Source organism: Flavobacterium helocola, from assembly GCF_038289885.1.
In the GTDB taxonomy this organism is placed as follows: Bacteria; Bacteroidota; Bacteroidia; order Flavobacteriales; family Flavobacteriaceae; genus Flavobacterium; species Flavobacterium cheniae.
Window position 1 is genome coordinate 87346 of sequence record NZ_JBBYHT010000004.1, and the last position, 13600, is coordinate 100945.

Annotated in this window: 8 protein-coding genes; 4 read left to right on the plus strand and 4 right to left on the minus strand. The window is 33.2% G+C overall.

Features of this window, described 5'->3' with window-relative positions; genetic code table 11:
* Positions 1-71 precede the first annotated feature (71 nt).
* The 3 genes from AAEO58_RS09255 to AAEO58_RS09265 all read right to left on the minus strand — a co-directional run bounded on the left by AAEO58_RS09255 (position 72) and on the right by AAEO58_RS09265 (position 6990).
* Positions 72-3158 (minus strand): efflux RND transporter permease subunit, encoded by a 3087-nt coding sequence (locus AAEO58_RS09255; RefSeq protein WP_341683156.1) that lies wholly within the window; start codon positions 3156-3158, stop codon positions 72-74.
* 14 nt (positions 3159-3172) lie between these two features.
* Positions 3173-4258: an efflux RND transporter periplasmic adaptor subunit gene (locus AAEO58_RS09260; protein ID WP_341683157.1), complete on the minus strand. Its 1086-nt coding sequence runs from the start codon at positions 4256-4258 to the stop codon at positions 3173-3175.
* Between the two features lie 191 nt (positions 4259-4449).
* Positions 4450-6990, minus strand: a complete 2541-nt coding sequence (locus AAEO58_RS09265; protein WP_341683158.1) for a DUF559 domain-containing protein — start codon at positions 6988-6990, stop codon at positions 4450-4452.
* Between the two features lie 179 nt (positions 6991-7169).
* Between AAEO58_RS09265 and AAEO58_RS09270 the strand changes: the two genes are divergently transcribed.
* Complete coding sequence (locus tag AAEO58_RS09270) at positions 7170-9230, plus strand: M1 family metallopeptidase (RefSeq protein WP_341683159.1); 2061 nt, start codon at positions 7170-7172, stop codon at positions 9228-9230.
* A gap of 32 nt (positions 9231-9262) precedes the next feature.
* Here the strand turns inward: AAEO58_RS09270 and AAEO58_RS09275 are convergent, their stop codons facing one another.
* Entirely contained in the window at positions 9263-9787 is a 525-nt protein-coding gene (locus AAEO58_RS09275; protein WP_341683160.1) for a DUF7935 family protein, read from the minus strand.
* 189 nt (positions 9788-9976) lie between these two features.
* Between AAEO58_RS09275 and AAEO58_RS09280 the strand changes: the two genes are divergently transcribed.
* Genes AAEO58_RS09280 through AAEO58_RS09290 form a run of 3 tightly spaced genes read left to right on the plus strand, consistent with a single transcriptional unit; the run spans position 9977 to position 13438 of the window.
* Positions 9977-12304: an ATP-dependent helicase gene (locus tag AAEO58_RS09280; protein WP_341683341.1), complete on the plus strand. Its 2328-nt coding sequence runs from the start codon at positions 9977-9979 to the stop codon at positions 12302-12304.
* Between the two features lie 29 nt (positions 12305-12333).
* Positions 12334-12810 carry a hypothetical protein gene (locus AAEO58_RS09285; protein WP_341683161.1) on the plus strand — a complete coding sequence of 159 codons (477 nt, stop codon included), beginning with the start codon at positions 12334-12336 and terminating at the stop codon, positions 12808-12810.
* A gap of 7 nt (positions 12811-12817) precedes the next feature.
* Complete coding sequence (locus AAEO58_RS09290; RefSeq protein WP_341683162.1) at positions 12818-13438, plus strand: L-threonylcarbamoyladenylate synthase; 621 nt, start codon at positions 12818-12820, stop codon at positions 13436-13438.
* Positions 13439-13600 lie beyond the last annotated feature (162 nt).

The following is a 13600-nucleotide window of genomic DNA, read 5'->3' on the forward strand; positions in this document are numbered from 1 at the left end:
AATGTTTTTTAGCAACTATCTACTACAAATTTTTTTTATCCAAATTTTAATTTGCGAATCTGCGGTTTATTTTATTTCTCTAAAGCGTCTAAATTATCAAATTCTGGTCGGTGTTTTTTTGCTTTTGACCACATTAAATAGATAGCTGGAATTACAAATAAGGTTAAGATTAACGAAAACATCGTTCCACCCACAATAACAACTCCCATTCCCATTCTACTTGCCGAAGCCGCTCCAAGTGATAAAGCAATTGGTAAAGCTCCTAACGCAATAGCTAAACTGGTCATTAAAATTGGTCGTAAACGAGCTTCAGAAGCTTCTAAAATAGCATCGTATTTCGATTTTCCTTGTTCTCTAAGTTGGTTCGCGAATTCAACTATCAAAATTCCATTTTTGGTAACGAGTCCAATCAGCATGACGGTTCCAATTTGACTAAAAATATTCCATGTTTGCCCAAATAACCAAAGCGAGAATAATGCTCCAGCCACCGCCATTGGTACAGTTAAGATAATGATAAACGGATCGATAAAACTTTCAAATTGCGCAGCCAGAATCAAATAGATTAATAATAATGCCAATCCAAATGCGAAAGAAGTATTCGAACTACTTTCTACGAAGTCACGCGATTCACCACCTAAATCGGTTGTAAAAGTATCGTCTAACACTTTTTCTTTGATTTCGTCCATTGCATTGATACCGTCAATCATACTTTTTCCAGGTGCTAAACCTGCAGAAACCGTTGCCGACATATATCTATTGTTGTGAAATAATTGCGGTGGATTACTTTGTTCTTCTACCTCAACTACGTTGTCTAATTGAATTAATTCACCCGCTTTGTTTTTTACAAACATCGAAGTTAAATCCAAAGGAGCATCTCGGTCTTTCTCATCAAATTGTCCAATGACTTGATATTGTTTTCCATTTTGCATGAAATAACCAAAACGTTGTCCGCTTAATGATAATTGCAAGGTTTGCGCCACATCTAAAACTGAAATCCCTAAACTTTCTGCTTTTTCACGGTTAATGGTTACGTTAATTTCTGGTTTATTGAATTTCAAATTCACATCTACATTGGAGAAGGTTTCGTTTTTACTCGCTTCTTCCATGAATTGCGGAATCTTTTCTCTTAATTTTTCAAAATTCGGAGCTTGAATAATATACTGAATTGGTAATCCACCACGACGGTTTACTGAAATCGTTGGTTGTTCCGAAACGTTTACTTTGGCTTGTGGATATTTTTTAGTCATTTTATTCAAATCATCCACAATTTCTTTTTGAGAACGCTCTCTTTCACTTGGATCAACTAGAGCTAAACGAACTCTTCCCGCATTTACTGATGAAGATAAAAATCCTGGCGAAGTAATTACCAATGCTACTTTTTTCTCTGGAATAGAATCGTTGATTAAATCTGATAATTCTTCCATAAATCGGTCAGTATATTCATAAGTAGAACCTTCAGGAGTTGTTACACTGATGACACCTAAACTTCTGTCATCGTAAGGAGCTGTCTCTTTTGGAAGAATAGCAAAGAATAACACAATCAATCCGATACAAATTCCGATAATTGGGAAACTCCACCATTTTTTCTTTAAAAATTTAGTCAACGCATTAGCATATCCTGTATTCAAACCCACGAAGAAAGGTTCTGTCGCTTCATAGAATTTCGTTTTCTTTTGTTCGCCACCTTTCATTAAATAAGCATTTAACATAGGTGTTAACGTCAATGATACGAAGGCTGAAATTAGTACGGCGGCACCAATGACGACACCAAACTCTCGGAACAATCGTCCAACAAAACCTTCTAAGAAAATAATTGGTAAGAAAACAGCAGCAAGTGTTACCGAAATTGAAATTACAGCAAAGAAAATTTCGTTTGAACCTTTGATTGCGGCTTCGATTGGTGACATCCCTTCTTCAACTTTTTTGAAGATGTTTTCTGTTACTACAATTCCGTCATCTACTACTAATCCTGTCGCTAAAACAATGGCTAACAGCGTTAATACATTGATGGAAAAGCCACACAAATACATGATAAAAAACGTAGCAATCAACGAAACAGGAATATCAATTAATGGTCGGAATGCAATTGACCAATCTCTGAAAAATAAAAAGATGATGATGATTACTAAAACTACTGATATTGCTAATGTTTCGGCAACTTCAACTACTGATTTTTTAATAAAAATGGTATTATCTAAAGCAATATCTAATTTGATATCACTTGGTAAATCTTTCTTTAATTTTTCAACTTCTGCATAAAATTGTTCTGCAATTTCCAAATAATTGGTTCCAGGTTGCGGAATAATAGCCACAGCCACCATCGGATTTCCTGATTCGGTAAACTTGGTTTCTAAATTTTCAGAAGCTAAAACGGCATAACCAATATCGCTTAAACGAACAGTTTTATTTGCATCTGAAACGATAATAATGTCATTGAATTCCTTTTCCGTAGATAAATTTCCAAGGGTTTTTACCATTAATTCGGTATTCGCTCCTGTTAATTTTCCTGAAGGCAATTCTACGTTTTGTTTGTCTAAAGCACTTCGAACATCGGCAACTGTGATTCCGTAAGCATTCAATTTGATGGGATCCATCCAAATACGCATCGAATAACGTTTTTGTCCCCAAATTTGTACGCTGCTCACACCTGGAATCGTTTGAATTCGTTCCGAAATTACGTTTTCGGCATAATCACTCAATTCTAAAGCATTTCTGGATTGACTTTGAACGGTCATCGAGATAATTGCATCAGAATCAGCATCAGATTTAGCAACTACTGGTGGTGCATCAATATCTTGTGGTAAACTTCTAACGGCCTGTGACACTTTATCACGAACGTCGTTAGCTGCTTCTTCAAGGTTTTTCTCTAATTTGAACTCAACTGTAATATTACTCGAACCTTGATTACTAGAAGAGGTAATGTTTCGAATACCATCAATAGAGTTAATAGCTTTTTCAAGTGGTTCGGTTATTTGTGATTCGATAATTTCGGCATTTGCACCTGTGTAATTCGTTCGAACGTTAATTACGGCAGGATCAATCGATGGGAATTCGCGAACGCCCAAATAACTGAATCCTAAAATACCAAAAAGTATAATCAACAAATTGATTACAATGGTAAATACGGGTCTTTTTATACTTAAAGTAGATAAACTCATTTGTAAATGGGAAGTTAGAAGTTAGAAGTGGGAAGTTTTTCTTGTTTTACTTTAACTTTAATATCGGCTTCGTCTTTTAAAGCCATAACGCCAGAAGTTAGAATTGTATCGCCAGATTTTATGCCTTGGGTAACAACTACGTTTTTATCAGTTCTGGCAATTGTTTCAATTTTTACTTCTTTTGCTTTTCCATTGTTGGCAATATAAACCACTTTTCCGTCTTGAACTGGAACTACTGCTTCGGAAGGAATTTGAATGGCTCCTTTGATGTTTTTCAATGGAAGTTCTATAGTGGCAAATGTTCCCGCTAATAATTTTCCATTCGGATTTTCGGCAATGGCTCTGATTTTTAGGGTTCGCGTAGATGTTTCAATTTCAGGTTCGATAGCGTAAATTTTAGCTGTAAATTTTTCAGTATTATTTGGAATCGTAAATTGAATAGGAGTATTGTTTTCAACTTCCGAAGCATATTTTTCAGGAATTGAAAAGCTAATTTTAACTTGATTTGAACTTACTAATTTGGTGATTAGTGTGGTTGGTGTTACGTAAGTTCCGGGAGAAATGTTTCGTAAACCAATTTTTCCCGAAAATGGTGCTCTTATACTTGTTTTAGCAATTTGTGCTTGAATCAATTGCGTTTGTGCTTTTAGACTTCTGAATTCGGCACTTGCAATCTCATATTCTTCTTGAGAAATTGCTTCTTTTTGTAGCAATAATTTAGCTCTTCTTTCATTTTCTGAAGCTAGGCTTTGTCTTGTGATTGCTTGCGAAAGTTGTGCACGAAGTTCAATATCATTAACTTTCAATAAGACCTGACCTTTGCTAACGTTTGTTCCTTCTGTGAAATAAATTTTTTCTACAATTCCAGAAACTTCACTTCTAATTTCCACATTTTCATTGGCTTCAATAGAACCAGAAAGCGAAATCGTGTTGGCAAAGTCTTTTTCAGAAACAATTACAGCATCAACCATCATAGGTGGTTTTTTATCTCCTTTTTTATTGTTTTTTGCAGATTCTTCAGCATTTGAAAAAACTCTATATCCGATTAATCCCAATAAGGCAATAACAAATAATGAAATTGTAATAGTTTTAATTTTCATGGTAACGAAGGCTTTAGTTGCAACAAAGCTAACTTTTACGAACTAATTATGCCAAAATCTTACCATTTATTTAACATAGTTGTAGGTACAAATGTTTCAAAAATTTGAGATTTATTTAAAAAAGGTATCAAATTGATTTCAAAAATTAATTTTTGTTATAATTTTTAATATTTCTCTGATTTAAATAGAATTTAACTAATATAATTCCAAATGGTTTTTTTCTTGCTTAACTCAATAAATGCTTCTCGAAGTTTTGCATGTTCTGGTTTTTCCATTGGAGCATCGTCTTTTAACAGTTTTATAGCATGGTGACGAGCCAATTGTAAAATTTCTTTATCTTTGACCAAATCCGCAATTTGAAGATTTAAAACACCACTTTGTTGTTTACCCATAATATCACCTGGACCACGCAATTTTAAATCGACTTCCGAAATTTCGAAACCATCATTAGTACGAACCATAGTTTCCATTCGGATTTTACTATCGTTGCTGAGTTTGTGACTCGTCATTAAAATACAATAACTTTGTTCAGCACCACGACCAACTCGTCCTCTTAATTGGTGTAATTGTGATAATCCAAAACGCTCTGCACTTTCAATAACCATTACAGAAGCGTTGGGAACATTCACACCAACTTCAATCACAGTCGTTGCGACCATAATATTGGTTTTCCCTTCCGAAAATCGTCTCATTTCTTCATCTTTATCGGCTGGTTTCATTTTTCCGTGAACGATAGAGATAGAATATTGCGGTAAAGGAAAATCTCTTGAAATACTTTCGTAACCGTCCATTAAATCCTTGTAATCCATCTTCTCCGATTCCTGAATTAACGGATATACAATGTACACTTGGCGACCTTTGGCAATTTCATCTTTTAAAAATTTCCAAACTTTCAATCGGTTCGAATCATAGCGATGAACGGTTTGTATCGGTTTTCTACCAGGAGGCAACTCATCAATGACTGAAATATCTAAATCACCATATAAACTCATAGCTAAAGTTCGAGGAATAGGAGTAGCGGTCATGACGAGAACATGAGGTGGGATAGCCCCTCCAACCTCCCCAGAAGGGAGGCTTTCCAAGATTGTCGTGATTTTTTTTAATGTATTTTCCGTATTGTTAATCACTTCTTCATTAGTGAAACGAATTACTTTAAAACCAATTTCATTTAATATTTGGGTTCGTAATTCATCAGCTTCTTGCTGTTCTGGAGTGTTGTGATAACCACCATCAACTTCAATTATCAGATTTTTTTCTAAACAAACAAAGTCCGCAATGAAGATATCAATTACGTGTTGTCTTCTAAATTTATACTTTAGATTTTTATTTCTTAAACATTCCCAAAGAACATTTTCTGCTTGGGTGCTGTTTTTTTTATTTTCTTTTTTAAGGTCTTTTAAAAGCGCATAGGTTGAAGGACGTGCTGTTTGGTATTTTTGTAAAACACGCTCTGTTTCCCCTCTTTTGGAGGGGTTAGGGGAGGCTTTTCCCCACAATTTACTTCTTTGTTCCACACCAAAACGATGTTGTTCATCAATAATTGCTAATCCTAAATTATGGAATTGTACTTTATCTTCTAATAAAGCATGAGTTCCAATTAAAATATCTAAAGTACCGTTTTCTAATGCTTCATGAATAATTTTTCGTTCTGCTGTTTTAGTGGAACCTGTTAGAATTTTTATTGTGATGTTTAGTTCTTTCGCTAATTCGGTTATTCCGTTAAAATGTTGGTTGGCTAAAATTTCTGTAGGTGCCATTAAACAACTTTGAAAGCCGTTATCTTTAGCTAAAAGCATGCACATTAAAGCTACAATTGTTTTTCCAGAACCAACATCACCTTGCAATAAACGATTCATTTGCGCATTACTTCCTAAATCATTTCGAATTTCTTTTAAAACGCGTTTTTGAGCATTGGTTAAATCGAAAGGCAAGTGATTATTATAAAAATCGGTGAAGTTTTCACCCACTTTTTCAAAAGGCATTCCTTTGATTTTGTGTTTGCGAATGAGGTTCTTAGTAATCAATTGCAATTGAATGAAAAACAATTCTTCAAACTTTAATCGGAATTGCGCTTTTGCTAATAAATCCTGACTTTTTGGAAAATGAATATTGAACAACGCAGCATTTTTTGGAATCAATTTTAATTCTTCTAAAAGGTAATTCGGTAAATTTTCAGAAAACAAAGCTTGGGTTTCCACAAACAATTGTTGCATCATTTTATTGATGACTTTGTTCGAAATGCCTTTATTGGCTAATTTTTCTGTACTTGGATAAACCGGTTGCATTGCCGAACGCAGACTAGCTTTGTGTTCTTCCAACAATTCCATTTCGGGATGCGCCATGTTGTAAGTAGAGCCAAATTGGGAAACTTTTCCAAAAATCACATACGGAATATTGATTTTAATACTTTCTCGAATCCATTTTTGACCTTGAAACCAAACAAGCTCCATTTGCCCTGTATCGTCAACAAAAGTGGCAACTAATCTTGATTTTCCTTTGCCTTGTTCAACGGTTTTGATGTTGATGATTTTTCCTACGATTTGAACTTCTGAATTGCTGTTTTGTAGTTCGTTTATCTTATAATAACGGGTTCTATCGATATAGCGATTTGGAAATAAATTCAGTAAATCAGCATACTTATGAATGCCCAACTCCTTGCGCAATAAATCGCCACGCTGCGGACCAACGCCTTTGAGATATTCTATGGGAGTTTCGAGTAAGTTCAAATTCAAGTGCAATTACAAGTTCAAAATTCATTTTTTGGGACACCGATTGGAGAAATTTTAAAAATTTATCAAATTAGTTCAATCTGTGTTCCCAAATGCAAAAGCGAAGATAGTTTATAATTTGTTAATTTAAAATCAGTGAAATTGAAAATGTTTATATTCGTACTTTATTAAAATCCATCAAGATGTATCGTATTCTTTTTTCTTTATTACTTGTAACTTTTTCTTTTGCCCAACAAACGGATAAAGTTGATTTTATCAAATGTGATGCTTTGGTTACTCCAAATCATGCTGAAAAATCAATTTTTGGAACTATTACATATGAATTTAAAGTAAAAAAAGCTATCGATACTATTAAAATTGATGCTATCAATATGGAATTTTCAGAAGTTGCCATCAATGGAAAATCTGTGAAATTCAAAAATTCAGGAAAGACATTAAATTTATTTGAAGGATTTAAAAAAGGAAAGAATAAGATAACTTTCAACTATACAGCTAAACCAAAACAAACACTTTATTTTACAAGCTCAGATGAAAATTTACAGATTTGGACACAAGGACAAGGACGCTACACTAGTCATTGGTTTCCAAGTTTTGATGATGTGAATGAAAAGGTAACTTTTAATATTTCAGTTGAATTTAGAAATGATTTCACAGTGATTTCAAATGGTGCTTTTATTTCAAATAAGTACAATTCGAAAGGGAATTTAATTACTTGGAATTATCAAATGCAAAAACCAATGTCATCTTACTTAGTAATGCTAGCCGTTGGGAATTTCGCAAAAAAAACTACAACAACTAAATCAGGAACGCCTTTAGAATTTTATTTAGATAAAAATGATGTTTCGAAATTTGAGCCCACTTATCGTTATTCCAAAGAAATGTTTGATTATTTGGAGCAAGAAATAGGAGTGAAGTATCCTTGGGGCATTTATCGTCAAGTTCCAGTTCGTGATTTTTTGTATGCAGGAATGGAGAATACAACTTCTACGATTTTTGCACAAGATTTTGTGGTGGACTCAATAGGTTTCAACGATAGAAATTATGTAAACGTTAACGCACATGAGTTAGCGCATCAATGGTTTGGCGATTTGATTACGGCGCAATCTGGAAAACACCATTGGTTGCAAGAAGGTTTTGCTACTTATTATGCGTTATTAGCAGAACGTCATTTGTTTGGCGATGATTATTTCTACGAAGAATTAAACGATTATGCTGAACAACTAAAACGTGCTTCCAAAACCGATACGATTCCGGTGATGAATGAAAAGGCGAGTTCATTATCTTTTTATAAAAAAGGGGCTTGGGCGTTGCATGTGATGCGAGAAGACATTGGAGCTAAGGATTTTCAAAAAGCAGTTAAAAAGTATTTAAAGAAATACCAATATAAAAATGTCAACACGGATGATTTCTTAAAAATTGTAAAAGAGGTTTCGGGTTATGATGTGGAAAATTTCAAAAGGGTTTGGTTAGAAAAGCCTGGATTTGAAATGGAAATCGCTCAAAAATATCTTTCTAAAAATAAATTCATTCAAGACTATTTTGCTCTAAAGAAAAGTAAAAAATCACTATCTGAGTTAACAGAAATTCTAAAATCAGATGCTTATTATCCGATTAAACAATACATCGTATATCAAACGCGTAATGTTCCTTTTGATGAAAGAAAAGTAATTTTAGAAACGGCTTTAGCTACAAATAACATTTTAGTAAGAAGAGCAGTAGCAGAATCAACTCCAATAATTCCAGAAGCTTTTAAAAATCAATATGAAACACTACTAAATGATAATTCGTATCAAACGAAAGAAATTGCATTAGTTAATTTATGTGAAAGTTTTCCAGAAGAGGTAGAAAAATACTTGGAACAAACAAAAGGAATTGAGGGTAATAACGATAAAAGTTTAAAATTAACTTGGTTGAAATTAAAAATACTAAAAGGTCAAAATTCAAGATTTGATCAAGAAAATATCATTGATGAATTACTACAATATGCCTCTGTAGATTTCGAAAGTTCAATTCGTCAAAATGCTTTAGAAACGTTGTTAGGAGTTAATTATGAGAATCCTAAAGTAATAGAAGCATTGTTTTTAGCTACAAATCATCATAAATGGCAGTTTACCAAATTTGGTAGAGATAACGTTCGTTTATTACTAAAAAAAACCGAATACAGAACAATAGTTGAAAAAGTAGCATCAACTTCGAATGCAAATATGAAAGAGTTGTATTTGAAATTTTTAAATGAGAAATAAAAAAATCCCGAGCTTCAACTCGGGATTTGTATTTAAAAAACTCTTTTTAATTCCTCTTTCAAATAACTAATCGCAATATTACTTGGCGCTTCTGTTTCGGTAAGCTCAATCATAACAGCTTCTCTCAGTTTGTCTGCATCTGCAACATCTTCGCGAAGTGCATTTTTTCGAATCATTTGAATTGTACTATTTTTTGCCTTTAAAACAATATCCCAAGTTTCCGCAGTCAAATAAATTTGTTGGGTTAAATTATGCTCAAATTCAGTTTGAATGTGGTGCGATAATATTGTAGCATAGTCGTCTTTACTTTTTCCCGTTGGAGCCACACGCATTAATAGTTGAGACGGATTGATTCGCTCTAACAACAAAACCATTCGCTCATAAGCTTGCAAACGAATAGGTAACGCTTGTTTTTGATTTTCTCTTAGTAATTCAAATTTACGTTTGCTTTCTTCGCTGTTATAAAATTTTTGCATCATTACAAAAGCTACACCACCAGTAATTAAAGCAGGTAAGGTATAAGCAGCAATTTCTAATAATTTATCTTCGATTGTCATTTTTAAGTTGGTTTAATTTCATCGCAAATTAAGATTAAAATTATCAAAAATCAAATTCAAAAATCAAAATCAATTTCAAATTTCTAAACTCTAACACCCATCATCTAAATTTTTTAAAAACTTGTATTAACCCTTTTCATGATGTATTTTTGTAAATTAGTCAAAAAGTTATAGTACACTATGAAAGAAATGCAGCGATATATCAGCCAATTAAATGAAGCACAGCAAGCACCTGTATTGCAGAAAGACGGTCCCATGATTGTTATTGCGGGAGCAGGTTCTGGTAAAACTCGTGTTTTAACGGTTCGTATAGCTAATTTGATGAGTCAAGGAGTTGATGCATTTAATATTTTAGCTTTAACTTTTACCAACAAAGCTGCCCGTGAAATGAAAAAACGTATTGCGGATATTGTTGGAACTAATGAAGCTAAAAACCTTTGGATGGGAACTTTTCACTCGGTATTCGCTAAGATTTTACGTAGTGAGGCTGATAAACTAGGATATCCATCTAATTTTACGATTTACGATTCTCAAGATTCATTGCGTTGTTTGGGTGGAATTATCAAAGAAATGCAATTGGATAAAGATATTTATAAACCAAAGCAAATTTTAGGTCGAATTTCATCTTATAAAAATTCACTAATCACCGTAAAAGCTTATTTCAATAATCCCGAATTACAAGAAGCCGATGCGATGAGTAAAAAACCACGTATGGGTGAAATTTATCAACAATATGTAGAGCGTTGTTTTAAATCGGGAGCGATGGATTTTGATGATTTGTTATTGAAAACCAATGAATTATTGAATCTTTTTCCAGATGTTTTAGCAAAATATCAAGATCGTTTTCGATACATTTTAGTAGATGAGTACCAAGATACAAATCACTCGCAGTATTTGATTGTTCGTGCGTTGTCAGATAGATTTCAAAATATTTGTGTAGTAGGAGATGATGCGCAGAGTATTTACGCTTTCCGTGGTGCGAATATCAACAATATTTTAAATTTCCAGAAAGATTACGAAAACGTACAATTGTATCGTTTGGAACAAAATTATCGTTCATCAAAAAACATTGTAGAAGCAGCAAATAATGTTATTGACAAGAATAAAACTAAGTTAGATAAAATTGTTTGGACATCCAATGATGACGGACCAAAAATTAAAGTCCACCGAAGTTTAACTGATGGAGAAGAGGGACGTTTTGTTGCCGCAACTATTTTCGAACAGAAGATGCAAAATCAAATGTTAAATGGACAATTTGCGATTTTGTATCGTACGAATGCACAATCTCGTGCTATGGAAGATGCATTACGTAAACGCGATATTCCGTACCGAATTTATGGTGGTTTATCGTTTTATCAACGTAAGGAAATTAAAGATGTTTTGGCGTATTTACGTTTGGTAATCAATCCAAAAGACGAAGAAGCGTTGGTTCGTGTAATTAATTATCCAGCAAGAGGAATTGGTGATACAACGGTTGAAAAATTGACGGTTGCAGCCAATCATTACAAGCGTTCTATTTTTGAAGTAATGGAACACATTGATAAAATCGATTTGAAACTAAATGCAGGTACAAAAGCAAAATTGAATGATTTTGTGACGATGATTAAAAGTTTTCAAGTTATTAATGAAAATCAAGATGCATTTTTCTTAACCGATCATGTTACGAAGAAAACCGGATTAGTTCAAGAACTCAAAAAAGATGGAACTCCAGAAGGAATTGCCAAAATTGAAAACATAGAAGAATTACTAAACGGTATTAAAGATTTCACTGAAGGTCAAAAAGAAATCGACGGAGCCAGAGGAGCGTTAGCTGAATTCTTAGAAGACGTAGCTTTAGCCACCGATTTAGATAAAGATACAGGTGATGACGATAGAGTGGCACTAATGACCATTCACTTGGCAAAAGGATTAGAGTTTCCACATGTGTTTATTGTGGGATTAGAAGAAGATTTATTCCCAAGTGCGATGAGTTTGAACACGCGAAGTGAATTAGAAGAAGAACGACGTTTGTTCTACGTTGCCTTAACTCGTGCCGAACATCAAGCGTATTTAACGTATGCGCAATCACGTTACCGTTGGGGAAAATTAGTGGACAGTGAACCATCACGCTTTATTGAAGAAATCAACGACCAATATTTAGAATATTTGAATCCAGTGGATTCTGGTTATCGTTACAAACCGGTTATGGATATTGATGTTTTTGGTGATATTGATAAATCGAAATTGCGTTTAGCAAAACCAACTGCAGGAACGCCACCAAAATATTTTACGCGAGATGAACCAGTTTCTTCTGCAAATATCAGACGTTTAAAACCCGTTTCAAGCAATTCAGGAAGATCAAATGTAGTAGATGCGAATTTAAACGTTGGTAATATCGTTATGCACGAACGTTTTGGTAAAGGACAAATTGTAAACATTGAAGGAATAGGTGCCGATAAAAAAGCAGAAATTCGTTTTGATGTTGGCGGATTAAAGAAGTTGTTGTTGCGATTTGCGAAGTTGGAGGTTATCGGATAAAATTTGTAAAAAATAATTAAAATTTAGATATGTTACATTCAAAGAAAATAGATTTAAAAAACCGTAATTTTATAGTAATTTTTATGATGTTCATCACAATGTTATTAAATTCTTGCGCACTAAAACCAATTCTGCCAACAAAAAATTATTCACCAATTGAAAATGTATCAATTGAAAATCTTGGAAATGGTAAAATATTATTTTATAATTACGGATATTATTGCCCAACAATGACATGTGGTTACACTACCAAAATGAACGTGAAGGCTAACGAAATATCTTTAGGACAAATTAATTATGGTGAATACTTTATTGTTGAACTTGATTATGGTGAATATGTTTTTGAAACAGTCTATAAAGATGTTCTAAAAATAAAAAGAACTCATAAAGTAACTATTGATAAGGACACTAAAGTAATAAAATTATCTATTAATGCTTTTAATGAGAAATTAAAAGTTACTAATTCATTGCCAGCTGGAATAAATCAACTTTATCAACTTCAGTAAAAATAGAATGTCAGAAATTATAAAAATATACGAAGACAAACCAAGCGAAGCAGCTATTAAAAAAGTAGTACAAGTCTTAAAAGACGGCGGTTTAGTCATTTATCCAACCGATACGGTTTATGGTTTGGGTTGTGATATTACCAATTCTCGTGCGCTTGAAAAATTAGCTAAAATCAAAGGAATTAAGTTGGAAAAAGCGAATTTTTCTTTCGTTTGTTCGAGTTTGAGTAATCTTTCTGATTATGTGAAACAAATTGACACATCGACTTTTAAAATTTTAAAACGCGCTTTACCTGGTCCATACACGTTTATTTTACCAGGAAATAACGATTTACCTAAAGAATTCAGAAAGAAAAAAACAGTCGGAATTCGTGTTCCAGCTAATAATATTGCGTTGCAAATTGTAGAAATGCTTGGAAATCCTATCGTTTCCACATCCATTCATGATGAAGATGAGGTAATCGAATATTCAACCGACCCAGAATTAATCTTCGAAAAATGGAATAATAAAGTAGATTTGGTTATCGATGGTGGTTATGGTGATAACGTAGCTTCAACCATCATAGATTTAACAGGTTATGAACCGGAAGTCATTCGTGAAGGAAAAGGTAGTTTGGATGTTTTATAACCAATAATTTGTTTTTATCACAATAAAATACTAAATTAGCTTTGCTATTCTCAATTTTAACCAATTATTGATGAGACATTCACAGTTTTAGTATAAATTTATTAAAACTATGTGTTTCTTAATTTAATATTTAATTGGTTATTAATAAAAAAATTAAGGATA

Excerpts from the sequence above, each read along its gene's own strand:
- AAEO58_RS09280 (WP_341683341.1), top strand. The coding sequence starts at position 9,977 with ATGCAGCGATATATCAGCCAATTAAATGAAGCACAGCAAGCACCTGTA.
- AAEO58_RS09290 (WP_341683162.1), top strand. The coding sequence starts at position 12,818 with ATGTCAGAAATTATAAAAATATACGAAGACAAACCAAGCGAAGCAGCT.
- AAEO58_RS09260 (WP_341683157.1), bottom strand. The coding sequence starts at position 4,258 with ATGAAAATTAAAACTATTACAATTTCATTATTTGTTATTGCCTTATTG.
- AAEO58_RS09270 (WP_341683159.1), top strand. The coding sequence starts at position 7,170 with ATGTATCGTATTCTTTTTTCTTTATTACTTGTAACTTTTTCTTTTGCC.
- AAEO58_RS09285 (WP_341683161.1), top strand. The coding sequence starts at position 12,334 with ATGTTACATTCAAAGAAAATAGATTTAAAAAACCGTAATTTTATAGTA.
- AAEO58_RS09275 (WP_341683160.1), bottom strand. The coding sequence starts at position 9,787 with ATGACAATCGAAGATAAATTATTAGAAATTGCTGCTTATACCTTACCT.
- AAEO58_RS09255 (WP_341683156.1), bottom strand. The coding sequence starts at position 3,158 with ATGAGTTTATCTACTTTAAGTATAAAAAGACCCGTATTTACCATTGTA.